This window comes from Vibrio diabolicus (genome assembly GCF_011801455.1).
GTDB classification, from domain to species: domain Bacteria; phylum Pseudomonadota; class Gammaproteobacteria; order Enterobacterales; family Vibrionaceae; genus Vibrio; species Vibrio diabolicus.
Genome location: NZ_CP042451.1, coordinates 645,687 through 670,341, shown reverse-complemented (window position 1 = coordinate 670,341; position 24,655 = coordinate 645,687). Strand labels below are relative to the sequence as shown.

The following is a 24,655-nucleotide window of genomic DNA, read 5'->3' as shown; positions in this document are numbered from 1 at the left end:
TGTATGAAATACAAATGCTGTTGCAAATACATCTCATATCCTTTAATCAAATGGGGGTACTGTTATACCCCCACAAGGAATTAAAGGTCAAATTTCACTTCGTCTAATAGCTTAATTGCCGCTTCGTGATTGGCTGCAATATCGTCTAGAGAAAGCTTGTCTGCTTTAAAGTCACCCCAAGATTCCACAAGTTCAGAACGCTTCACGCCTTCTTTAACAGGGTACTCGTAGTTAACTTCTGCGTACATCTGCTGCGCTTTGTCACCCGTTAGGAATTCCATTAGCTTCACAGCATTGTCTTTGTTTGGAGAGTACTTCGCCATCGCCATACCAGAGATGTTTACGTGAGTACCTGTAGTCTCTTGGTTAGGGAAGTTGATGTAAACTGCATCTGCCCAAGCTTTTTGCTCTTTGTCGTTAACCATTTTACCTAGGTAGTAGCTGTTACCTAGAGAAACATCACATAGACCTTCTTTGATCGCTTTAACTTGTGCACGATCGTTGCCTTGTGGTTTGCGAGCAAGGTTTGCTTTCACGCCTTCCAACCACTCTTTGGTTTCTGCTTCGCCATTGTGAGCAATCATTGCTGAAACTAGAGAAACGTTGTACGGGTGCTTACCGCTACGAGTACAAATTTTACCTTTGAACTCTGGCTTAGCTAGATCTGCATAGTTGAAATCTGCGCCTAGTTTACCTACGCGATCACGTGAAGAGTAAACACTACGTGAGCGTAGAGTTAGGGCAAACCACTCATTCTCTTTATCTTGGTATTGAGCTGGTACGTTTTCTTCAATGATTTTGCTATCTACTTTCTGAACTAAACCTTTGTTTGTCAGTTCAGCTAGACGACTGATGTCTGTCGTAAGGATAACATCAGCTGGGCTGTACTCGCCTTCTTGAGCTAGCTTTTCTGCTAAGCCTTTTTTAGCAAATTTTACGTTTACTTTGATGCCAGTTTCTTTAGTGAACTCGTTGAACATAGGTTCAACTAGGAAAGGTTGACGGTAAGAGTAGACGTTCACTTCTTCAGCAGCCATTGCTGTTGGAGCTAAGGTAGCGCAAGTTAATGCTGAAAGAGTTAGCAGTTTTTTCATTGTTTAATCCTTTACCATGCTAATGATAACGTTTATCAGTTGCGTTATTATATGTATGTTCAATAAGAAGACAATGACAAATATTAAAAAACCTGCTCATCGGAGCAGGTTTTTATATGTTGAGAGTGTAACTATTTATTACAGGCTATTGATTACTTCACAGTGACAAATTCTGGGTACGCACCGACGCCACAATCATGCATGTCCATACCTTCCATTTCTTCATCTTCCGTGACGCGAATTCCAACGGTTGCTTTCAAGATAGCCCACACCACTAGACTGGCACCAAATACCCAAGCAAAGATAACGACTGCACCTAAAAGCTGCGCACCGAATGTAGCATCGCCGTTACTTAGTGGTACAACCATCAAACCAAAGAAGCCACAAACACCGTGCACTGAAATCGCACCGACTGGGTCATCAATTTTTAGTTTATCTAGGCCAATGATGCTGAATACAACTAGCGCGCCAGATACTGCACCGATAGCAACTGCATATAATGGCGATGGTGATAGAGGATCTGCGGTGATAGCAACCAAGCCCGCTAGCGCACCATTGAGAATCATCGTTAAATCCGCTTTGCCCCAAGTCGTTTTACATACAAATAGCGCCGCAATAGCACCTGCAGCAGCTGCTGCGTTGGTGTTTAGGAAGATCTGACCTACCGCTGTTGCATTCTCAAAGTCTGAAACCATCAACTGAGAACCACCGTTAAACCCAAACCAACCAAACCAAAGGATGAAAGTACCTAGCGTTGCCAAAGGCATGTTTGAACCTGGAATCGGGTAGATTTCACCGTTTTTGCCATATTTACCTTTACGAGCACCAAGCAATAACACACCAGCGAGAGCTGCAGAAGCACCAGCCATATGTACGATACCTGAACCTGCAAAGTCGCTAAATCCAGCTTCTGCTAGGAAACCACCGCCCCATGTCCAATAACCTTCCATTGGGTAGATAAATGCGGTCAAAATCGCAGAGAAAACCAAGAAAGACCAAAGCTTCATACGTTCAGCCACCGCACCAGAAACGACGGACATTGCAGTTGCAACGAAGACGACTTGGAAGAAGAAATCAGACTCTAGAGAGTGATCAGCCCCTTCTCCTTGGGTACCAATCAGCGCACCAAATGAAGGTAACCAGCCTCCTTCTCCGTTGTCGACATACATGATGTTGTAACCAACGATCAGAAACATCGTACATGCAATTGCGTACAAACAGATGTTCTTCGTAAGAATTTCTGTTGTGTTCTTAGAGCGCACAAGACCAGCCTCTAGCATCGCAAAACCAGCTGCCATCCACATTACCAACGCACCGGAAATGAGGAAGAAAAAGGTGTCAAGTGCGTAACGTAACTCGGTTACTGTTGTTGTTAATTCCATAATAAGTTTCTCCAATCCCTTGAATTCTTAAAGTGCTTCTGCGTCCATTTCGCCTGTTCGGATACGCACCGCTTGGTTCAGGTCGTAGACAAAAATTTTACCGTCACCAATCTTTCCTGTTTGCGCAGCTTTTGTAATCGCTTCAACCACTCGTTCAACATTATCCGCGTGAGTAGCGATTTCAATTTTCACTTTTGGTAGGAAATCGACCTGATACTCAGCGCCGCGATACAGTTCCGTGTGGCCTTTTTGACGACCAAACCCTTTAACTTCTGATACCGTCATCCCTTCGATACCGACGTTAGCCAATGCTTCTCGCACATCGTCTAATTTAAACGGCTTAATAATGGCATTGATTATTTTCATTCAATTCTCTCCGAAGCTTTCATCCTGAAACACTTCTAATAATCCAATCTACGTGCCAAGTTTTTAAGTCATTGAATAATAAAAACTAACGTCAATTTACATATCTATAAACAAAAAGGGCGCACCATATCGGTGCGCCCTTTTCACAAATTTAAAGCAACAGAAGGAAAGTTACCCAAAACTGTGCACTAAATGTTCAAAAAGTCTTTCCATCGCTCGATAAGAATCATGAAGTCCTCTATTCCACAGCTTGCTGTACTTTCTGCATTGTAGAAATCGAATTCACTTTCCATCTCAACATCATGGTCATGGGCCAATGCGTTTTCTTGCACTAGGACTTCATCGCCCTGAATCATCAAGCTAATTTCTGTACCTGTTAGGTTATGCTCTTGAGAAGGCGCTGAAAATGACTGCTCAATTAGCTTTTCAACCTGAGCAATCTTCATAGGATCTTTGCCAATTTCTTCTTGTAGCCAGCGCCCAACAATCTCATGCCCCATGCTGCATTTTACGTAGTACTCGCCCATCAACGTGTTACGGATGAATTCAAATTCCATCGAGATTGCCTTTTCGTATCAATTTGGTGCGGAGTATAGCGAATTGCGCCCATAAAAAAAGCACCTCGTTTGAGGTGCTTTTTAATTGTGCAGTTAAACTTATGCAGGCTCTTGGAAGATCACTTCATCCGCTTTCTTGGTGTACTGATCCATTTTATGGAAGTTCAAGTAGCGGTAAGTATCTGTAGCGGTTGCATCAATTTGCTTCGCATACTCCAAGTACTCTTCTTTAGTTGGAATCTTACCAAGGATTGCACCTACGGCAGCTAGTTCCGCAGACGACAGGTAAACATTCGCACCAGTACCTAGACGGTTCGGGAAGTTACGCGTTGAGGTAGACATCACTGTTGATTTGTCTGCAACACGCGCTTGGTTACCCATACACAGTGAACATCCTGGTGTTTCGATTCGAACCCCAGCACGGCCAAAGATACCGTAATAACCCTCTTCCGTTAGCTGATCCTTGTCCATCTTCGTTGGCGGAGCGATCCATAGACGAGTTGCAAGCTGTCCGTTGAACTTATCTAGCAGCTTACCCGCAGCGCGGAAGTGACCGATGTTAGTCATACAAGAACCGATGAACACTTCATCAATCGCTGTGCCTTGTACTTCAGACAACAAGCGAGCGTCATCCGGATCATTCGGTGCACATAGTACTGGCTCATTGATTTCAGCCATATCGATTTCAATTACATGTGCATATTCAGCGTCTTTATCCGCTTGCATCAGCTCAGGATTTGCTAGCCACTCTTCCATCGCTGTAATACGACGTTCGATAGTACGGCGGTCACCGTAACCTTCAGAGATCATCCACTTCAGCATTACAATGTTAGAGTTTAGGTACTCTTCGATCGACTCTTGCGACAGTTTCACAGTACAACCTGCCGCAGAACGCTCAGCAGAAGCATCAGAAAGCTCAAATGCTTGCTCAACTGTTAGCGTTTCTAGGCCTTCAATCTCAAGGATACGGCCAGAGAATTCGTTGATCTTGCCCGCTTTTTCTACCGTTAGTAGACCTTGCTGAATCGCGTAGTAAGGGATGGCATGAACAAGGTCACGTAGTGTGATACCCGGTTGCATTTCACCTTTAAAGCGAACCAAGATTGACTCAGGCATATCTAGTGGCATAACGCCTGTCGCAGCAGCAAAGGCAACCAAACCCGAACCTGCTGGGAATGAAATACCTAGCGGGAAACGAGTATGTGAGTCACCACCAGTACCAACTGTATCCGGTAGTAGCATACGGTTTAGCCATGAGTGGATAATACCGTCACCCGGGCGAAGAGATACGCCACCGCGGTTCATGATAAAGTCCGGAAGTGTGTGGTGCGTGTTTACGTCTACTGGTTTTGGGTACGCAGAGGTGTGACAGAAAGACTGCATGACAAGGTCAGCAGAGAAGCCCAAACACGCCAAGTCTTTAAGTTCATCACGAGTCATAGGGCCGGTAGTATCTTGCGAGCCTACTGTCGTCATCTTCGGCTCACAGTAGGTACCAGGGCGAATGCCTTCTACGCCACACGCTTTACCAACCATTTTCTGTGCAAGCGTGTAACCCTTGCCAGAATCTGCAATTTCACCAGGTTTACGGAATACATCCGAAGGCTCAAGACCTAGCGATTGACGCGCTTTGTCTGTCAAACCACGACCGATGATCAATGGGATACGACCGCCAGCACGAACTTCATCAATCAGTACTTCCGTTTTCAGCGAGAACTCAGCTAAAACTTCACCTGTTTCGTGATTACAAACTTTACCTTCATATGGGTAAACATCGATAACATCGCCCATGTTGAGCTTAGTCACGTCGACTTCGATTGGTAGTGCGCCCGCATCTTCCATTGTGTTGAAGAAGATAGGTGCAATTTTACCACCAAGCACATAACCACCAGCACGTTTGTTTGGAACGTAAGGGATATCATCTCCCATGAACCAAAGTACTGAGTTGGTTGCAGATTTACGTGAAGAACCAGTACCCACAACATCACCAACGTAAACCAATTGGTGACCTTTTTCTTTCAATTCTTCAATTTGCTTGATCGGACCAATATTGCCCGGTTGATCAGGATTGATGCCTTCACGCTCGTTCTTCAGCATCGCAAGTGCGTGCACTGGGATATCAGGACGAGACCAAGCATCAGGTGCAGGTGAAAGGTCATCCGTGTTCGTTTCACCTGTTACTTTAAATACAGTTAGAGTGACTTTTTCTTCAAGCTTAGGCTTAGAAAGGAACCACTCAGCATCAGCCCATGACTGAAGTACTTTCTGTGCATGCGCATTGCCTGCTTTTGCTTTCTCTTCTACATCATAGAAAGCATCAAACATCAGAAGTGTATGAGACAATGCTTCTACAGCAATCTCTGCCAGTGCTTCGTCATCAAGTAGCTCAACTAGCGGCTCGATGTTGTAACCACCTTGCATAGTGCCTAGCAGTTCAGCCGCTTTTTCACGACTCACTAATGGTGATTTAACTTCACCTTTTGCTACTGCTGTTAGGAAACCCGCTTTTACATAAGCAGCTTCATCAACACCTGGAGGGATACGGTTTTCAAGTAGGTCAAGAATGAACTCTTCTTCACCTTGCGGGGGATTTTTCAGAAGTTCTACAAGTCCAGCAACTTGTTCTGCGTCTAGCGGTTTAGGAACAACTCCTTCAGCAGCACGCTCTTCGACGTGTTTACGGTAGGCTTCAAGCACGACTTTTTCCTCTCATTGCGGTTCCTCCTCTATTATTACTATTGTTAAAGTAAAGGAGTGAACATCCTTGGAAACTTGGCTCTCCATTGCCCTTGTTTTCATTCAATTATGATTGAGAAACAGCGCCGTAGAGGCCAAACTGTGGGCAAAATAATAGCAAATTTAACCTTAAATTAAAATCTTATCATTTTGACCAACATAGCAACTTACGACTAAAGTTCTGCTAATTTTGACCAAATATGCCAAGTTTTTGCTTTCTTATACCCGGTTAATTAAACGACGTTCCTACGATCAAATACACAGCATCCATATCCTGCTCAGTACGACCATAAGCCAACATAATTGGCCCGATTGGTGAGTCAACACCAAAGAAAATAGAGCCAGCATTGTAAAGTGGCGCTTCATTCAGCTTCAGATCATTATCTGACCAAACTCCACCGTATTCCACTGATGCACCGAGGTAGACTGGCGCTTCAAATAGTCCAAAGTCATTGTCGAACCATTTGTATCGGTACACCAAGCTACTAAAAAACAGGTTCTGTCCAATCAAGCTATTTCTTGGGATGCCAGATAGGTTTAAAAAGCCGCCTAACTCTCTCGGATCAAGTGGAACCGATGAATTTTTACTTTCTACAAAGCTATATTCTGCATGTCCGACTAAAGTATGACGCTGATGACTGACCGCACCTTTGAATCGCGCGGAGATTTCATACACAGTATCTTCAATCATCTTTTCCGTGTCGAGCAGAGTGATGCCTTCCGGACTCTTGTCATGAGATACGAAATATTCAAGATCGACCAGCAGTCCGCGAGTAGGAAATGCAAAATCATCAAGCGTATCGAGTCGATAGCTCGCAAATATACCTTTGCGCTCGAAGTCTAGCTGCCCTGCCGAGGCCAAGGTAGACAGCTCAATATCTCCTGTAGAGTAACGAGCACCAAGGCGCAACTCTTGCCATAACGTAGGTTGAATGCCAATAGCCAGTTCTGAAGCAAAGTCATTATAGGAAACGGGTAAGAAGTCGTTAACTGAGCTGAGGTCCGGGTTTTCAAACTCGCTAAAAGGTAAGTTTCTATCTTCACTGCTGTATCCAACACGGCCAGCAACAAAAAGCGCTTGGCTAGATAAAACAGGCGAATACAACTCAGCTTCTATCAGCTTATCCGTGCCCATTTCTACGTTGAACGCCAACTCCGCACCATGCGAATTTAAATTAGTAAAATTGGTCGACATACCGATGCCGTATTGGCTATCCGTATCGAAGTCATCTTCAAGGAAAAATCGAAAGTTAACGTAATTTGGCCCCCACGACTTTTCGTTAACATCAAAAACCAACAATGTTTTACCATCAACATCTTCAAAGTGGTAAGTGATTAACTCAAAACGATCCAACGCATAGAGATTTTCAACGGCTTTTTCTATTTCAGCCGTTGGAATACGACGACCTGTTTTCAATTGAATACGGTTAGTAAGTAATACATCGCTGTAGTGGGTGTTATTCACTATCACAATGTCATCAACAATGCGTTTATCACCGTAAACCAGCGTCTTACGTACCTCTTGCTTGTGATCGATGTACTTTTGGTATTCTGCGTTCGATAAACTTAGACCAAGCAGCTTATCTTCAAGCTGCTTGGTAATATCGTAACCCGCTTGAAAAGCCCAAGGCATTTTGTCGAACTCGACCGTTTCCATGGTCCCCACATTGGGACGAATATAAATATCTTGAGGTTCAAGCTCGTCCACTTGCTGTTGCGTACTGCGACGGACTAGGTAATTAGAAAGTTGATCCGCTACAGTAAACAGCCCGGTAAACTCATCTTCGGTTTTGTAGTCGGTGCTAATATCAACAGCAATAACAACATCTGCCCCCATAGCGCGAGCCACATCGACAGGCATATTATTAACGACACCACCATCGACAAGCATATGGCCATTGAGCTTATAGGGAGGGAGCGCTCCTGGTACAGACATACTGGCCATCATGGCGTCCACGAGGTAGCCATTGCCAAGAACCACTTCCTCTAGCGCAAGAATATCTGTCGCCACAGAGCGATAAGGAATGGCAAGATCATCAAAAGAATCGAATCGCCCTAAGTTCCCTGTAGTCTCTCGCAATACGCGCAACATGTTCTGGCCTTGCACGACACCCGTTGGGGCACGAACCTCACCAAATCTTAAGCCGAGGTCAGTGTTAATTTGATAGCGGTCTTCATACTCTTTATCACGAACTCGGCGTTGACTGCGGTCGACACGATCTCGATAACCACTGCTCCAATCGACGGTGTAGATAAAACTCTCGATTTCATCAGCACTCATCCCCGTGGCATAGAGCCCACCCACATAGGCGCCCATACTGGTGCCCGTTACGATATCGACCGGGATCTGCATCTCTTCTAATGCTTTGAGAACGCCGATATGCGCAGCGCCTTTTGCTCCGCCACCAGCGAGCACAACCGCCACCTTTGGGCGAGGCTCCAAGTCATCCGTTTTTGCTAGAGAGTTTGCGAGGGAAACTGAAGGAGTGGTGATCAAAAAGGCACTAACCCAAAGCGCGAAATGGCGAGTCGACGGGCTTGATAACAGCTTTTTGAACATTCACTTCTTCCTTTGTTGAATTTCTTATCAAGTAGGGCGTGCTAGCAGCACCGCACTAACACGCCCTAATATGTACTAAGAATTGACCAGAGAGACAAGCTAATGTTGTTGATTTGGCGATGCTACCAATCAAATAAGCTGTTAAGCCAGTTTGATTTCTTCTCACACTGCTGCTTTATTTGACCCGTTTTATCCCAAACTGGCAGTTTATAATCACTACGACAGTTCATTTCTAAACCACCATCTGATGTCGGCTTAAATCCTAACGTGGTGATCTCTCTTGGCCATGGAAGCTCTAAACGCTCAGGAATGCGTTGCTTCAAATACTCTGCGTACACTCGTAATGCACCGCTCGATCCCGTTAGATGAACCGGTTTGTTATCGTCGCGGCCTAGCCAAATTGTCGTCACTTCACGGCCATCAACACCGACAAACCAGCTATCGCGGTTATCGTTACTGGTACCCGTTTTTCCTGCCAGTGCAGCCCAACCAAACTGGCTTTGTAAGAAGCGGCCTGTACCTTGAGCAACCCCCTGTTTCATCGCGTAGGTCGTTAGCCATGCTGCTTGCTCATCCACGGCTCTTGATGAACGAGGCAAGGATTGATAAAGCACATTACCTTCCATATCCATCACTGAACGCAGAGCGGTCAGTTTCGCACGTTTGCCTGAGTTCGTCAGTGTCTGATACATCTGCGCGACTTCAAACGGCGTCAAAGAAAACGAGCCCAAAAACATCGAAGGCACTGGGCGGATTTCGTCTTTGTTGACGCCCAAACGCTCTAAAGTATCGGATACTTCTGGGATACCAAGCGCCATGCCTAAGCGCACCGTTGGCACGTTGAGTGACTTCGCTAAAGCAATGTAGAGTGGCACATCACCACGGTATTTTCGGTCGTAGTTACGCGGTGTCCATACATTACCTTTACTGCTTTTCAGGCTTAGCGGCGTGTCGTGCAGCGTCGTGCCTAGGTTATATTTTTCCGGTTGTTCTAAAGCCGTCAAGTAAATCGCTGGTTTAACTAGAGAACCAATTGGACGACTGGCATTGAGCGCGCGGTTAAAACCTTCATAACCAACACGTTTACCGCCAACCATGGCACGGATTTCACCACTATGACGATCAACCGCGACTGCAGCGGCTTCTAATTCTTTACCGCCTCGTTTAGCTAGCTCCGGGATCTTTTTCGCGATGGCTTGCTCCATTTTGCTTTGCGATACCGGATCCAGAGACGTAAACACGCGTAGTCCGGTTTCCGCTTTAAATCGCTCCCCCACTTTTTCTTTCAATTCAATGCTCAATTGTTGGAAATAAGCGGGCTGACGGCTCGCAATACGTGGTTTACTCTGCGTATCAAGCGAACGACTGACGGCTTGCTCATACTGCTCAGATGTCAGCATGTTTTGCTGCATCAACAAACGTAATACAAGATCGCGGCGCTCTTTCGTGCGCTCAGGGTAACGAATTGGATTGTAGTAAGATGGTCCTTTTACCATCCCAACTAACATCGCCAGCTGATCGATTCGCAGCTCTTGGATCGGTTGTCCAAAGTAATAACGCGATGCCAAGCCAAACCCGTGGATCGCTTCACCACCGCTTTGCCCTAGATACACTTCGTTAAGGTAGGCTTCCAAAATACGATCTTTGCTGTAACGGTAATCCAAAATTAACGCAATATACGCTTCTCTAACTTTGCGCCACAGCGTCTTATCACGGGTCAAAAACAGGTTTTTCGCCAACTGCTGAGTTAGCGTACTACCACCTTGAACAGTACGACCCGCTTTAATGTTTGCAACCATTGCTCGTGCAATCGCGAGTGGAGACACCCCATCGTGTTGATAAAAATCCCGGTCTTCGGTCGCAAGCAGTGCATCAACTAAAATTTCCGGGAACTGATCACGACGCAAGAACAGACGCTGCTCATCTTGATCTTTCTCCAGCATCCCCAACATCTTAGGCTCTAAGCGTAAGTAACCAAGATCACCTCGGGACTCTAAAGACTGAATACGCTGTAAGCCAGAATCTGAAAAATGGAGCATCACGTGACGATCCGGTTCAGGACCATCGGCAAATTCAAATGGACGACGGATCAGCTCAATACGAGTGGAAGAAGAAGAGTACTCACCAGGATAGCGAGGCTGACTTACCTTACGGTAATTCAGTACATCCAGCTCGTTGCGCAGTTCTTGAATGGTGATATTTTCACCCGGATTTAAGTTCAAGATGCGAGCATAAACCACCGTTGGCAGTTCAAACAGCTGGCCTTCAAAGCGCTCTTTCACGACACTATCTAAATAAATACCCACAAACAGCAAAACAGCGGCAAGCGCAACACCGGCTTTCCAGCTAAATGACCACAAAACTTTCAGCCACGAACGTTTCTCGTTAGCCGGCTTTTTACTCGGTGTGCGTCGAGTCGGTTTTGTCGTTCCTTTATTGGTTGTACTTTTCTTCGCTGGCGCTTTTTTCGCGCTAGGCTTCTTGCTGTTAGTCATTATTCAATTGTCTTTTTGTTTTCGTAGTTGCTACATGATTGGCAGGATCATCTGGCCAAACGTGTTTTGGGTAGCGCCCTTTCATCTCTTTTTGAACGTCTTTATAGCTTCCGTTCCAGAAAGCCGCCAAGTCAGACGTCACTTGCAGCGGACGTTGTGCCGGCGAAAGCAGTTCAAGCACCAAACGCTTACGACCAAGCGCTACCGTAGGGGAGCCACTCTCACCAAATACCTCTTGCATACGCACCGATAATTTCGGCTCATGGCCATACTGGTAACGGATACGCTTCTTTGAACCTGTAGGCAGTTGGTAATGCTCTGGTAACCATTCATCCAGTTGTTGATTGAGTGGCCAACCTAATCGAGCGTTCAGCGCTTCGACCAAGTTTATCTTGCTCAAATCGTTAACCGAACTGACGGACGTCATGTACGGCTCTAACCACTCTTCTAATGAATCCAGCAAACTGGCTTCATCAAACATTGGCCATGATTGCTCGGGTAACCATTCCACCGCACAACGAACCCGAGCCAACAAGCTCTCCGCTGCCGGTGTCCAGTTTAGACTCTGTAAGCCCTGGCGGCGGACATACGTGAGTAAAGCTTGTGTCATTTTTTCTTTGCCAGGGCTTGGCAAAGGCTCGCGTTCAACCACCAGCTGACCGAGTTTTGTTTGTCGCTCAGCCATTAGACGCCCTCTTTTTTCATCCCAGTCTACAACTTCTTCAGACGAAAATAGCGCTTCAAAGGTCGCTCGCAATATATTGACATCCAATTCACATGCCGAATGAATTTGACTGGAGTTAGAATGAGAACGCATTAAGTCAACGGCAACCAAATACTCACAGCCACCTAGCATGTCTTCCTGACGACATTCTGCACCATGACCATTAGCCAAAGTAAATCGCCCAAATTGATTTGTGCGCTGCTGCGCAATGCGATCTGGAAATGCCAAACTTAACACCAGCGGTAATGCATCTTCATCCACGCCTTTCAGGTCAAATACCGTATCCAATTTGTACGCTAGAGATTGAGCACGCTTGAACAACAGCGACTTTTTTGGATGAGTACCAACAAGCCAACGATGCAAGCTATGAGCGATATTGGTAACGTTTCTCTCTGGCTCTTCAATCAGTGCGACCGCCGCCAAAGCAGCATTTAACATCTTATCACTGTAAGATTGCGCTTTAATTAGCATCGCAGCCGCACGAGGCTCAACGCCTAGTTCATGCGCCTGTTTTCCTTCGGACGTTAATTGCCCTTTTTCCGTCAGTAGTCCCAATGACACCAATAGCTGCTTAGCTTGTTCCAATGACGGATTAGCGGGAACATCAAGCCACTTGAGATCGTGGATATCACTCGCTCCCCAAAATGCGAGCTCCATAACTAAACTCGCCAAATCGGAATGCAAAATTTCAGGTTGGGGAACCAGCGGTTGCTGCTTGAACTGACTTTCAGAATAAAGACGAACACAAATGCCCTCTTCGATCCGCCCTGCTCGTCCTGCACGCTGAATCGCTGAAGACTGTGCAATGCGTGTTTGCTCTAAGCGTGTTAAACCGTTTTTCAAATCAAACCGGGCAATACGCTCTAACCCAGAATCAACCACAAGGCGAATGCCTTCAATCGTCAGTGAAGTTTCTGCGATGTTGGTCGCGAGTACGACTTTACGCTTGCCGTGTTCTGCCGGCGTGATGGCTTTTTGTTGCTCAGTAAAGCTCAGTTGCCCATAAAGCGGACACACTTCAATATCATCCGCCAAATGAGATAAACGTTCTTCGACTTGTTTAATGGCCCCAACGCCCGGTAGGAAAGCCAACAAAGAGCCGGATTCTTTATTCATAAGGCTTTCTATTGTTTTTGCCATACTCGTAGGTAAATGATCATTCACACCTAACGGTTGGTAACGCATTTCTACGTCGAAACTGCGTCCTTCTGATTCAATATAACTGGCTTCCGGCAACAACGACTGTAAGGCTTGTTGATCAAGCGTTGCCGACATCACCACCAACTTGAGATCATCTCGCAATGCCTCTTGCACTTCTAAACTGAATGCCAAGGCAGTATCAGCATGAATACTGCGTTCATGAAACTCATCAAAGATCAGCAGATCAACACCATCCAGTTCAGGGGCAGTTTGAATCATCCGAGTCATGATCCCTTCGGTCACGATCTCCAACTGCGTTGCAGAACTTACCTTTGCCTCGCCACGAACTCGATAACCCACGCGTTGACCTACTTGCTCTCCTAATTGCTCAGCAAGATAACGGGCAATGTTACGCGCCGCGAGTCGTCTTGGTTCGAGCATGATGATTTTGCCAGCAACCGAATGATTTAAGAGTAACTGCAAAGGGAAGTAAGTCGACTTACCGGCACCAGGCGCCGCTTTTAAGATCACTTGATGTTGATTTTTGACCGCCGTCAGCAACTCAGGCATCACGGCTTCAATCGGCAATTGTGACAAAGGAAATACCTTGTGGTGTAATGGTGGCAACATTGTACATAAAAAAATTTTTGTCTAAATAAGCAAATGCATTTCACACCCGCTTTAGAGTCCGCCACTCTACTCAAACGCTATAAACGCTTTCTTGCCGATATCGAACTCGATACCGGTGAAGTTCGTACTATCCACTGCGCAAACACTGGCGCTATGACAGGTTGTGCGACACCCGGAAACAAAGTTTGGTTTTCCACTTCCGACAACCCGAAACGAAAATATCCCAATAGTTGGGAGTTGAGTGAAACCGAACAAGGCCACCGCATTTGTATCAATACCGCGCGCGCCAACCAATTAGCCGTTGAGGCTATTGAAAATAATGTCATTTCAGAGCTTTGTGGTTATGACACACTTCAAACTGAGGTGAAATACGGTAATGAAAATAGCCGAATTGATATCTTGCTCAGCGCAGACAACAAGCCAAAGTGCTATATAGAAGTGAAAAGCGTCACTCTTCTTGATGAGACCGACTCTACTGGACAAGGATACTTCCCAGATGCGGTCACGACTCGGGGACAAAAGCACCTGAGAGAGCTCACAGAAATGGCACAAAATGGAAGTAGAGCCATACTTTTATTCACTGTTTTACATTCAGGTATTGAAAAAGTATCCGCGGCGCACCATATAGACGCGAAATATTCACTATTACTCAAACAAGCACAAGACGCTGGAGTGGAAGTTCTCTGCTACAAAGCTGAACTGAGCGATACTGGAATGAAGCTGATTTCCGCTATTGATTTTATCAATTAAGAGAAAAAATGATGTCGTCTTCACATTGACGATAACTTTGCGATTCAGTATTTGCTTGCACCGCCTCTTTTTGCTATAGATACCCGCCTTAAATTGACTGCGTAGCAGTTGACTAGGTGTAAGTAGGAGATGCTGTATGCCAGAATCAAAGAAGAAAACGATAGGCATCCTAGCCATTGCCGGCGTGGAGCCATATCAGGAAAAACCTGGTGAAGAGTACATGTCACCAGAGCAGGTTGAACACTTTACGAAAATCTTAACAGCTTGGCGCGACCAGCTGAGAGCTGAAGTGGATCGTACCGTTCACCACATGCAGGACGAAGCAGCAAACTTCCCAGATCCAGTTGACCGCGCCTCTCAAGAGGAAGAGTTCAGCCTAGAACTGCGTAACCGCGACCGCGAACGCCGTTTGATCAAGAAGATTGAAAAGACTTTGGATAAAATCAAAGAAGACGATTTTGGCTTCTGTGAGTCTTGTGGCGTAGAGATTGGCGTTCGCCGTCTTGAAGCACGTCCAACCGCTGACCTATGTATTGACTGTAAAACACTTGCAGAAATCAAAGAGAAGCAAATGCAAGGTTAATCAACCAAGCATTATGATTATTGAAGGGAGCTCAGGCTCCCTTTTTGTTTTGACTACCTTTGCATCCCATTTGTTTACTAAATTCGAGATACACGCATGACACGCTATGTAGGTCGATTCGCCCCATCTCCTTCTGGTCCTTTACATTTTGGTTCACTGATTGCCGCTCTTGGCAGCTATTTTCAAGCGAAAGCACACAACGGAACCTGGTTAGTACGTATTGAGGACTTGGACCCACCAAGAGAAATGCCAGGTGCGGCGCAACTTATCCTAGATGCGCTCAAAGCCTATCAGCTGCATTGGGATGGAGAGGTGGTATACCAGAGTGAACGTCATGACCTTTACCAAGCCCAAATAAACACATGGCTCGAAAATGGTGAGGCCTATTATTGCCAATGTACTCGAAAGCAAATTAAAGAGCATGGCGGGTTTTATCCTGGCACTTGCCGCGATAAAAACTTGAAAGACGGCGCGATTCGCCTAAAAATGACCAAGCCTGTCGCTCATTTCTTCGATCAGAAGCGTGGAACAATTAAGATTCCAGAGCAACTCGTTAATGAAGATTTCATTATTAAACGTCGAGATGGATTATTTGCTTATAATCTTGCGGTAGTATTGGACGACATCGACCAAGGCGTCACAGAAGTCGTGCGTGGTGCAGACTTAATCGAGCCAACAGGGCGTCAAATAAGTCTGTACCAGATACTTAGGCAGCCTGAAGTCAGCTACTTGCATTTACCATTGGCGATGGACAACAACGGCAATAAACTGTCGAAACAAAATCACGCGACGGCTATTGATATAGAGACACCAAAGCCTACTCTATTACGCGCCATGACATTTTTGGGCTTCGAGATACCGGAAGCCATAAAAGCGGCCAACATAGAAGAGATTCTTCGTTGGGGCTGCGAAAACTGGCGCTTGGAACAGCTTCCAACAGAGATCGAGATCACACCGTGATTCTCAAATGGCATTGTGTAGGCTATCATTAGCCGCAAATTAGGCCCTAGAGGCGCAAAAACTAACCAAAGCAAGATTGGACTAAACCCAGTTATTGCCAGATGCACATGAATACAAACGACTATACACCAAGCGAACCTGCCACTATTCCAGAGCTCGCTCTCAATGTAATAACTCGTGAAGAGCACAACATTTCGCGTAAGCAGATCAGTGATAATGCACTGAAGGTACTGTACCGCCTAAATGGTGCTGGTTTCGATGCTTTTCTTGTGGGTGGCGGGGTTCGAGACTTACTGCTTGGACAGAAACCAAAAGATTTTGACATTGCGACCAACGCAACGCCGGAACAGATCAAACAGCTATTTCGTAACTGCCGTTTGATTGGTCGCCGCTTCCGCTTGGCTCACATTATGTTTGGCCGAGACATCATTGAGGTTGCGACATTCCGTGGTCACCACCAAGAGCAAAAGAATAAGAGCATCTCTCAGCAATCGAAAGAAGGAATGCTGCTGCGGGACAATGTCTACGGCACCATCGATGAAGATGCTGAGCGCCGTGATTTCACGATTAACTCGATGTACTACAACATCGCGGATTACTCGATTCACGACTACGCACGTGGTATTGAGGATTTAGAAGATCGCCTCATTCGGCTGATTGGCGATCCAGAAACACGCTACCGTGAAGACCCAGTACGTATGTTGCGTGCAGTTCGCTTCGCAGTAAAACTGGACTTTGATATCGAAGAAGACACCGCGGCACCAATCGAACACATGGCACCGTTGCTCGGTGACATTCCGTCAGCGCGTCTTTTTGAAGAGTCACTCAAGTTATTGCAATCCGGTCATGGCCTAGAAACCTACCACCTACTGCGTGAGTACAACTTATTCCAACAGCTATTCCCGACGATTGCAGCGCACTTTACAGAAGATTACTCCTCTCACACTGAGCAAATGTTGGATCTTGTCCTAGATTCTACCGACATGCGCATCGAAGATGGGAAACGCATCAATCCAGCATTTATGTTTGCTGCAATGCTGTGGTACCCACTGTGTGCGAAAGCCGATGAACTGATGGAAGAGCGCAACCTAGGCCATTACGACGCTATTATGGAAGCGAGTAACATCATTCTTGATGAACAAGTTCGTACAATTGCCATTCCAAGACGCCACACAGCAACCATTCGCGAGATTTGGCAGCTGCAGCTGCGCCTTCCTCGACGTAACGGTAAACGTGCATTCCGCCTGATGGAGCTCAATAAATTTAGAGCTGGCTTTGATTTTCTTGAAATGCGCGGTGAAATTGAAGGTGGTGACACTCAGAAGCTTGCCAAGTGGTGGGAAACTTTCCAAAATGCAGGCCGAGAAATGCGTCAAGCAATGGCTGCCGACCTAGACGGTCAATCACCGAAGAGTGGTCAGCGCCGCCGTAAAACCTATCGCAAGAAAAAGAGTAAGCCTAAGTCATGATCACAGCGTACATTGCGGTAGGCAGTAACTTGGCTGATCCTGTCAGCCAAGCGAAGCAAGCGATTGAAGCGTTAAAAACGCTGCCTAAATCAGAATTTGTTCAGGCTTCTTCGCTATACAGCAGCACGCCAATGGGACCACAAAACCAACCGGATTACATTAATGCGGTTGTGTCGATTAACACCAGTTTGACGCCTCTTGAATTGCTCGATTGCACACAAGCCATTGAGCAAGAACAAGGGCGTGTCCGTAAAGACGAACGTTGGGGACCAAGAACCTTGGACCTCGACATTGTTCTTTATGGCAATGAGGTGATTAATTCCGAGAGGCTGATCGTTCCTCATTATGGAATGAAAGAGCGTGAATTCGTACTCTACCCTCTTGCGGAAATTGCACCAAGTTTACAACTCCCCGATGGGACCGAGGTCTCTGAACTACTGGAACAAGTAGATAGAAACGGCCTCAGTATCTGGCAGTCATAGCCAACTCCTAGTAAGGATAAAACCATGAAAAAAATGACCATCAACGACCTAATCAAGTGGAAGCAAGAAGGTCGTAAATTTGCTACTTCAACCGCTTATGATGCGAGCTTTGCCCAACTGTTTGAAAGCCAAGAAATGCCAGTACTTCTTGTTGGTGATTCTCTAGGTATGGTTTTGCAAGGTCACAACGATACTCTGCCAGTAACGGTCGATGATATCGCTTACCATACTCGTTGCGTACGCGCAGGTAGCCCAAATTGTTTGTTGATGGCTGACATGCCATTCATGAGCTACACCACGCCAGAGCAAGCTTGCGAAAATGCGGCTACACTGATGCGTGCGGGTGCCAATATGGTGAAAATTGAAGGTGGTGACTGGCTAGTCGACACTGTAAAAATGCTCACTGAACGCTCGGTTCCAGTTTGTGCTCACCTTGGTTTAACTCCTCAAGCCGTGAATATTTTTGGTGGTTACAAAGTTCAAGGTCGCGATCAAGAAAAAGCGGACCGCATGGTGAAAGATGCGTTAGCACTGCAAGAAGCAGGCGCTCAAATCGTCTTACTAGAGTGCGTGCCTGCTGAGCTTGCTGAGCGTATTACGCAAGTGCTCGACGTGCCTGTTATCGGTATTGGAGCTGGTAACGTGACAGATGGTCAAATTCTCGTGATGCATGATATGTTCGGTATCTCTGCCAACTACATGCCGAAATTCTCCAAAAACTTTCTTGCTGAAACAGGTGATATGCGCAAAGCCGTTGCTAAATATATTGAAGATGTAGCCAACGGTGTATTCCCAGACGACGCTCATACCATTGCCTAGAGGATAAATGCATGCAAACTTTTGCGGAAATCTCAGCAGTTCGTGAACACCTTAAAACCTTTAAACGTGAAGGTCGTAAAATTGCGTTTGTCCCAACCATGGGCAACCTTCACGAAGGTCACTTAACTTTAGTGCGTAAAGCACGCGAATACGCTGATATCGTTGTCGTAAGCATCTTTGTTAACCCGATGCAGTTTGATCGTGCAGACGATTTAAATAATTACCCACGTACGCTAGAGGAAGACTTAAGCAAGTTGACCTCTGAAGGGGTCGATGTGGTATTTACGCCAACACCAGAAGTTATCTATCCTGAAGGGCTTGATAAACAAACGTTTGTTGATGTTCCGGGTCTATCGACAATTCTCGAAGGGGCTTCACGCCCAGGTCATTTCCGTGGCGTCACAACCATCGTAAACAAGCTATTTAACATCGTTCAGCCAGATGTGGCCTGTTTTGGTGAGAAAGATTTTCAACAACTTGCGGTTATCCGCAAGATGGTTGTCGATCTTGCGATGGACATTGAAATCATTGGTGTACCAACCGTACGTGAAATGGACGGGTTAGCTATGAGCTCTCGCAATGGCTTACTCACGCTGGATGAGCGCCAGCGTGCGCCAGTGCTTGCTCGTACAATGCGTTGGATCAGTAGTGCCATTCGTGGCGGCCGTGATGACTACGCATCGATCATCGAAGATGCGAGCGACCAACTGCGAGCTGCTGGTTTGCATCCTGATGAGATCTTCATTCGTGATGCTCGTACTTTACAAGTGATCACGTCAGAAACGACACAAGCCGTCATTCTGATGTCTGCGTTCTTAGGCAAAGCTCGTCTTATCGATAACCAAACGGTAGATATGGTTGTCGAAGCGAAGGAAGAAGCAGACTCTAGTAATACAAACTCAGAGAGCGCAGAGTAAGCTCTGAGCCATCAAGACGTAAAAAGGTCGACTCTTAGTCGACCTTTTTTATTTTCTACGTATAGACGCAATCTAATCCTTCAGGACGTGTTTTAAACCGCTTGTGCAGCCACATCCACGCTGGAATATCACGTTTTATCATTTTCTCAAGCTCTTGGTTCAAGATACTTGCCGCTTTAATCGCATTACGCCTCTCGAAACGCTCACTGATATCTTTTCCAATATATAACGTGTAATGGTGATTCTTGCTCACTGTGACGCCAGATATGACCGCACACTTTGTTGCGTCTATAAGCACACTAGAGCCCACGGTACTCGCGGTTTGTTCAACAGCAAAGAACGGCGCAAAAACAGAATGGCTGACGCCATAATCATGGTCGGGCAAATACCACAGTCGATGACCATTTTTCAGAACTTTGAGCATTGATTTAACGTCTTTTCGATCAATCATTTGATGCCCAAAACGAGTTCGACCTCGATGTTGAATAAACTCATAAGCAGGGTTCGAATTTGGGCGATAAACGCCATAACCTTTGGCAAACTGGCTAAAAATACGAGCGGTTATCTCCAAGTTTAAATGGTGACTGCACACCACCAACACACCACGGCCATTCTTTTCCTCAGCGAGTAAACGATCTTTTCCAACAATAGAGGTTATCCGACGTATCCGCCAATCTGGCCAAAACCAGGCGATCCCCGTTTCGATGATCGCCATTCCCGTATATTGAAAGTTTTTTCGTACTACGTCCTTACATTGCCAGTCCGTAAAATCAGGGAAACACAGCTGGAGATTACGCAGAGCGATCTTGTGTCGGCGCTTCATTACATACATCGCAACACAACCGATGCTTCTACCTAAGATTCGCAATACTATGTATGGCAGTACATTAACAAGAATCGCTAAAGATCCAAATGCCAGCCATACAGACCAATATTTGGGCTTAAGTAACTGATAGGAGAAAGGCGGCGGCGGGACAATATTCATAGGATCACTCATTTATTACAAATGATTGAAACCTATCATGATAAAAACTTAAAAATTGTATGGGTATGTATTGTTATGCATGCCAAAGAGCAGCATGATTCGCTGCTCTTTGTTGTGTGGGAGAGTCTTAGCTTCTTAGCCCAATACCTTTCGTTACTAAGTAATGAGCAACGGCATACAGCGCTATCACAAACACCGCAAGCACACTGAATGAGGTGACAATACCCACATCCGATACGCCTAAAAAACCATAACGGAACGCATTCACCATGTAGACGATTGGGTTAATCTTAGAGACACCTTGCCAAAATTCAGGCAGTAAGCTGATGGAATAAAAAACACCACCCAAGTAGGTTAACGGGGTCAACACAAATGTAGGAATGATCGAAATATCATCAAACGTTTTTGCATAGACCGCATTGATCAACCCGCCTAGAGCAAATACAACGGATGTCATGAAGACGGTCGCAACAATAATGCCCCAGTGTTCAACTTGCAGATCCACAAACAATAGAGACACACAGGTAACAATAGCGCCTACTAACAAACCTCGAGTCACACCGCCCATTACGTATCCAGCAATGATCACGTAATTTGGCACTGGTGCCACCAGCAGCTCTTCAATGTTCTTCTGTAGTTTTGCACTAAAGAACGAAGACGCCACATTCGAGTATGAATTGGTGATCACCGACATCATGATCAAACCTGGAACTATGTACTCCATGTAGCTAAAGCCGCTCATCTCACCGATTCGAGAGCCAATAAGATTACCGAAAATGATGAAATACAGTGTCATTGTGATTGCAGGCGGAACTAAAGTTTGCACCCAAATACGCGTAAAACGGGTGATCTCTTTGCTCAGCAAGCTACGAAATGCCGTCCAATATAAACCGTACATTTACTTACTCCCTTCTCTTACAATGCTGACAAACAACTCTTCCAGTCGGTTGGCTTTGTTACGCATTGAAAGAACTTTAATACCATGCTCTGTTAACTGACTGAACACTGAATTCAATCCTTGGCTTTTATCTAGCTCTATCTCTAAAGAGCCATCAACAATACTTTGTCGATTGACGCCTTCAAGCTCAGGCACCTCGCCTTCAGATTCAATGTCTAGGATAAATGTCTCGACGCTTAACTTACCTAGCAACGCCTTCATGGTGGTGTTTTCGATCAACTCACCTCGGTTAATAATGCCGATATTTCGACACAGCATCTCCGCTTCTTCTAGGTAGTGCGTCGTCAAAATAATCGTAATCCCTTGCTCTTGGTTGATCTCTTTCAGAAATTCCCACATTGAGCGGCGTAGTTCAATGTCCACCCCAGCCGTTGGCTCATCCAAAATGAGCAACTGCGGCTCGTGCATCAAAGCTCGGGCGATCATCAAACGGCGCTTCATCCCGCCAGATAAATTACGGGCACGCTCTTTACGTTTTTCCCATAAATCGAGTTTTTTCAGGTACTTTTCAGCTCGTTCTTTGGCTAATACTTTAGACACACCGTAATAGCCCGCTTGCTGCATCACGATTTGTTCAACAGTTTCAAACTGATTGAAGTTGAACTCTTGTGGCACCAAGCCTAAATTCTGTTTGGCCAACTCAAGGTCGGTATCAATGTCATAACCGAAAACTTTCGTCGTCCCAGAAGTTTTGTTCACTAAGGAAGAGATGATGCCGATCGTGGTCGATTTTCCTGCACCATTGGGACCTAGAAGCGCGTAGAAGTCACCCTTTTTCACTTGGAGACTAATACCTTTTAACGCCTCAAAGCCACCTGCATACGTCTTGCGCAACTGTTCAATTTCTAATGCGTACATAAGGTCGTGATTGCCGTTTGTTTGTGATTACTAATACCGACTCGATGTTTATCAGCGGTTTACTACGAAATCGCCTTGGGTATTGTACTGGAGGTCCATCAGTTTATCGTTGAATAACGATGATTACAATTAAACCTTTCGATAATATTGGAAATATAGTCCCTATCAACGTAAAGGTTATCTACAAGTAAGGAAAAGTTAGGGAATAAAAAACGCAACAGAGCGCTGTTGCGTTTTTAACGATCAGAGTGATTACGCCGTTATACGCTGATACTGGTCCGCCTCGACATGAGCTACCGCCGCATTTAATGCTTCATAACGGAATTGGTACATATTGTCATTCGGGACAAGATCAATAACGTGGAACTTTTCTAGCTGTTCTCGCGTGCGCTCATTTGGACACAACAAATACACGGCACAATTAGCATCGAGCGCATCTTTAATCGCGTTTTCTAACGCTAAACCGACAGTAACATCAATCATAGGTACATCGGTAAGATCGAGAATCATCACATCATAATCCGAAATACTGGAGTGCTGGCGTGAAATTGCCTTAGAAACACTGAAGATCATTGGACCCGAAAGATAAAAGAACAGTACTTTGCCATTGGCGCGATCAAGCAAGCCACGCTCGCTGTCAGTTAGCGGCACATCGTCTTCATCCGCGTCACTGATCGCTTTCACTTGTCTCGCCTGTTCTCGGCTCAGACGCTCAATGATAATAATGTTGGAAATAAAGACGCCCAAGCCCACGGCAACGATAAGATCAACGAACACTGTGAGCAACATAACGCCATACATTACCGCCATTCCGGAAAAGCTAACCTTGTGTGCTCGTTGAATAAAACTCCAATCCAAAATGTTAAAGCCGACATATACTGCAATGCCAGCCAACACAGCCATTGGGATCGGCTCCGTTAATCCACCCGCAACCAATACGACCAATGCAAGCATAAGTGCACGAATCACACCGGACAATGGCGAACGAGCCCCAACTTGAATGTTAGTCACCGTGCCCATCGTTGCGCCCGCGCCAGGTAGTGCACCGAACAAGCCTGAGATCATGTTGGCAAGGCCTTGGCCTCGCAGTTCTTTGTCTGAGTCGTGCTCTTTACGAGTCAAGGAGTCACCGATAACCGCCGTTAACAAAGTATCGATACAACCTAAGGTGCCGAGCACCAATGCATCAATAACCATCTCAACAAACATATCTGGATCAATATGAGGTGCAACGAGAGAAGGCAATCCTGCCGGGATTTCACCGATACGACGAATGTCTTCCGTATCGAAGAACATCACAGACAATAAAGTCACCACAACCAACGCCACGAGTTGCGCTGGTACATATTTTCGATATTGCTTAGGGAAGAAAAAGAGAATCCCCAAAGTCAGTAGACCTAAAAACAGTTCACTGAACTTGAGGTTAGAAATGGTCTCCGGCAAAGCAGATAATGTTCCGAGCACTCCTCCAGAAGGAGCAGCATGCCCCATCAAAGGTGATAGCTGCAAAATGATAAGAATCACGCCAATCCCTGACATAAAGCCCGAAATCACGCTATAAGGCATCAAGGTAACGTATTTACCCAGTTTTAACGTCCCTAATAGGATTTGGAACGCACCAGCCATCATAACAACCGTGAAGGTCATGGCCATGCCCGTTTCTGGATACTTCGCCATCATACTGGTTAACACAGCGGTCATGATTACCGTCATTGGCCCTGTTGGTTCTGATATTAACGTATTAGAACCACCAAACAACGAAGCAAACAAACCGACCATTATTGCGCCCCAGAGGCCTGCTTCTGCCCCTGCACCGGATGCAACACCGAACGCTAACGCCAAAGGAAGAGAGATAATCGCTGTGGTTACCCCGCCAAATACATCCCCTTTGAAATTAATATCTTCAAAACGACTACCGAACACTGCTGATTTCCCTGCATTCAATTTTAAAAAGTAAAATGTCATTACTTTAACGAGCCAGGCGAAAATTTAAACCATAAATAGATTAAGGCTAAATTCACACCACAAATAATTAGGCCTAATTTTACGTTTTTATTGATGAAAACTAGTCAGATGAGTCCTGTCTGACGAATATTTAACGAGATCGAAATTGTAACATTGTGTATAGTTACAACACTGATCGCTTGCATGTTCATATAAGCGGCAGCGCTTTTGTCTTTTAAGGGAAGT

Annotated in this window: 19 protein-coding genes; 7 read left to right on the top strand and 12 right to left on the bottom strand. The window is 45.6% G+C overall.

Translation table 11 applies throughout. The annotated features are described in order from the left end of the window. Positions 1-80: 80 nt before the first annotated feature. From FR741_RS03270 to hrpB, 8 genes are all read right to left on the bottom strand, one after another. Positions 81-1,094: a Fe(3+) ABC transporter substrate-binding protein gene (locus FR741_RS03270; RefSeq protein ID WP_005386566.1), complete on the bottom strand. Its 1,014-nt coding sequence runs from the start codon at positions 1,092-1,094 to the stop codon at positions 81-83. A 152-nt stretch (positions 1,095-1,246) separates the two neighbouring features. Then, a complete protein-coding gene (locus FR741_RS03265) occupies positions 1,247-2,476 on the bottom strand; it encodes an ammonium transporter (protein ID WP_046875065.1) in 1,230 nt (409 codons plus the stop codon). A gap of 27 nt (positions 2,477-2,503) precedes the next feature. Next, positions 2,504-2,842, bottom strand: coding sequence for a P-II family nitrogen regulator (locus tag FR741_RS03260; protein ID WP_005396729.1), 339 nt, complete (start codon positions 2,840-2,842; stop codon positions 2,504-2,506). Positions 2,843-3,030: 188 nt separating this feature from the next. Continuing rightward, the gene (locus tag FR741_RS03255; protein ID WP_012841428.1) at positions 3,031-3,399 is read right to left on the bottom strand and encodes a YacL family protein; all 369 of its coding nucleotides are present in this window, start codon (positions 3,397-3,399) and stop codon (positions 3,031-3,033) included. Positions 3,400-3,498: 99 nt separating this feature from the next. Then, a complete protein-coding gene (acnB, locus tag FR741_RS03250) occupies positions 3,499-6,096 on the bottom strand; it encodes a bifunctional aconitate hydratase 2/2-methylisocitrate dehydratase (RefSeq protein ID WP_012841427.1) in 2,598 nt (865 codons plus the stop codon). 268 nt (positions 6,097-6,364) lie between these two features. Then, positions 6,365-8,695 (bottom strand): patatin-like phospholipase family protein, encoded by a 2,331-nt coding sequence (locus tag FR741_RS03245; protein ID WP_167426256.1) that lies wholly within the window; start codon positions 8,693-8,695, stop codon positions 6,365-6,367. A 122-nt stretch (positions 8,696-8,817) separates the two neighbouring features. Next, a complete protein-coding gene (mrcB, locus tag FR741_RS03240) occupies positions 8,818-11,190 on the bottom strand; it encodes a penicillin-binding protein 1B (RefSeq protein WP_005396725.1) in 2,373 nt (790 codons plus the stop codon). After that, positions 11,183-13,651, bottom strand: coding sequence for an ATP-dependent helicase HrpB (gene hrpB / locus FR741_RS03235; protein WP_167426255.1), 2,469 nt, complete (start codon positions 13,649-13,651; stop codon positions 11,183-11,185). Before hrpB ends, mrcB begins: the two co-directional genes overlap by 8 nt. A gap of 66 nt (positions 13,652-13,717) precedes the next feature. Between hrpB and sfsA the strand changes: the two genes are divergently transcribed. The 7 genes from sfsA to panC all read left to right on the top strand — a co-directional run bounded on the left by sfsA (position 13,718) and on the right by panC (position 19,664). Further along, entirely contained in the window at positions 13,718-14,434 is a 717-nt protein-coding gene (gene sfsA / locus FR741_RS03230; protein WP_006743318.1) for a DNA/RNA nuclease SfsA, read from the top strand. A 136-nt stretch (positions 14,435-14,570) separates the two neighbouring features. Then, positions 14,571-15,017, top strand: a complete 447-nt coding sequence (gene dksA / locus FR741_RS03225; protein WP_005386584.1) for an RNA polymerase-binding protein DksA — start codon at positions 14,571-14,573, stop codon at positions 15,015-15,017. A 96-nt stretch (positions 15,018-15,113) separates the two neighbouring features. Beyond that, positions 15,114-15,977 carry a tRNA glutamyl-Q(34) synthetase GluQRS gene (gluQRS, locus tag FR741_RS03220; RefSeq protein WP_053809212.1) on the top strand — a complete coding sequence of 288 codons (864 nt, stop codon included), beginning with the start codon at positions 15,114-15,116 and terminating at the stop codon, positions 15,975-15,977. A 101-nt stretch (positions 15,978-16,078) separates the two neighbouring features. Next, entirely contained in the window at positions 16,079-17,446 is a 1,368-nt protein-coding gene (gene pcnB, locus FR741_RS03215) for a polynucleotide adenylyltransferase PcnB (protein WP_046875073.1), read from the top strand. Further along, positions 17,443-17,928, top strand: a complete 486-nt coding sequence (gene folK, locus FR741_RS03210; protein WP_048625962.1) for a 2-amino-4-hydroxy-6-hydroxymethyldihydropteridine diphosphokinase — start codon at positions 17,443-17,445, stop codon at positions 17,926-17,928. Before pcnB ends, folK begins: the two co-directional genes overlap by 4 nt. A 24-nt stretch (positions 17,929-17,952) precedes the next feature. Next, entirely contained in the window at positions 17,953-18,747 is a 795-nt protein-coding gene (panB, locus tag FR741_RS03205; RefSeq protein WP_005396718.1) for a 3-methyl-2-oxobutanoate hydroxymethyltransferase, read from the top strand. 11 nt (positions 18,748-18,758) lie between these two features. Beyond that, positions 18,759-19,664: a pantoate--beta-alanine ligase gene (gene panC, locus FR741_RS03200; RefSeq protein ID WP_167426254.1), complete on the top strand. Its 906-nt coding sequence runs from the start codon at positions 18,759-18,761 to the stop codon at positions 19,662-19,664. A 55-nt stretch (positions 19,665-19,719) separates the two neighbouring features. Here panC and FR741_RS03195 read toward each other — a convergent pair whose 3' ends face one another. From FR741_RS03195 to FR741_RS03180, 4 genes are all read right to left on the bottom strand, one after another. Then, complete coding sequence (locus tag FR741_RS03195; RefSeq protein ID WP_167426253.1) at positions 19,720-20,649, bottom strand: Kdo(2)-lipid IV(A) acyltransferase; 930 nt, start codon at positions 20,647-20,649, stop codon at positions 19,720-19,722. A 127-nt stretch (positions 20,650-20,776) separates the two neighbouring features. Next, the gene (locus tag FR741_RS03190) at positions 20,777-21,547 is read right to left on the bottom strand and encodes an ABC transporter permease (protein WP_005396714.1); all 771 of its coding nucleotides are present in this window, start codon (positions 21,545-21,547) and stop codon (positions 20,777-20,779) included. Then, complete coding sequence (locus FR741_RS03185) at positions 21,548-22,465, bottom strand: ABC transporter ATP-binding protein (RefSeq protein ID WP_005396713.1); 918 nt, start codon at positions 22,463-22,465, stop codon at positions 21,548-21,550. A gap of 252 nt (positions 22,466-22,717) precedes the next feature. Then, positions 22,718-24,388 carry a SulP family inorganic anion transporter gene (locus FR741_RS03180; protein WP_134647038.1) on the bottom strand — a complete coding sequence of 557 codons (1,671 nt, stop codon included), beginning with the start codon at positions 24,386-24,388 and terminating at the stop codon, positions 22,718-22,720. Between the last annotated feature and the right edge of the window lie 267 nt (positions 24,389-24,655).

Bases quoted from the DNA above. Each gene is read 5' to 3' on its own strand.
- FR741_RS03270 (WP_005386566.1), bottom strand. From the start codon at position 1,094: ATGAAAAAACTGCTAACTCTTTCAGCATTAACTTGCGCTACCTTAGCT.
- FR741_RS03265 (WP_046875065.1), bottom strand. From the start codon at position 2,476: ATGGAATTAACAACAACAGTAACCGAGTTACGTTACGCACTTGACACC.
- FR741_RS03260 (WP_005396729.1), bottom strand. From the start codon at position 2,842: ATGAAAATAATCAATGCCATTATTAAGCCGTTTAAATTAGACGATGTG.
- FR741_RS03255 (WP_012841428.1), bottom strand. From the start codon at position 3,399: ATGGAATTTGAATTCATCCGTAACACGTTGATGGGCGAGTACTACGTA.
- FR741_RS03245 (WP_167426256.1), bottom strand. From the start codon at position 8,695: ATGTTCAAAAAGCTGTTATCAAGCCCGTCGACTCGCCATTTCGCGCTT.
- mrcB (WP_005396725.1), bottom strand. From the start codon at position 11,190: ATGACTAACAGCAAGAAGCCTAGCGCGAAAAAAGCGCCAGCGAAGAAA.
- sfsA (WP_006743318.1), top strand. From the start codon at position 13,718: ATGCATTTCACACCCGCTTTAGAGTCCGCCACTCTACTCAAACGCTAT.
- dksA (WP_005386584.1), top strand. From the start codon at position 14,571: ATGCCAGAATCAAAGAAGAAAACGATAGGCATCCTAGCCATTGCCGGC.
- gluQRS (WP_053809212.1), top strand. From the start codon at position 15,114: ATGACACGCTATGTAGGTCGATTCGCCCCATCTCCTTCTGGTCCTTTA.
- pcnB (WP_046875073.1), top strand. From the start codon at position 16,079: ATGCACATGAATACAAACGACTATACACCAAGCGAACCTGCCACTATT.
- folK (WP_048625962.1), top strand. From the start codon at position 17,443: ATGATCACAGCGTACATTGCGGTAGGCAGTAACTTGGCTGATCCTGTC.
- panB (WP_005396718.1), top strand. From the start codon at position 17,953: ATGAAAAAAATGACCATCAACGACCTAATCAAGTGGAAGCAAGAAGGT.
- panC (WP_167426254.1), top strand. From the start codon at position 18,759: ATGCAAACTTTTGCGGAAATCTCAGCAGTTCGTGAACACCTTAAAACC.
- FR741_RS03195 (WP_167426253.1), bottom strand. From the start codon at position 20,649: ATGAATATTGTCCCGCCGCCGCCTTTCTCCTATCAGTTACTTAAGCCC.
- FR741_RS03190 (WP_005396714.1), bottom strand. From the start codon at position 21,547: ATGTACGGTTTATATTGGACGGCATTTCGTAGCTTGCTGAGCAAAGAG.
- FR741_RS03185 (WP_005396713.1), bottom strand. From the start codon at position 22,465: ATGTACGCATTAGAAATTGAACAGTTGCGCAAGACGTATGCAGGTGGC.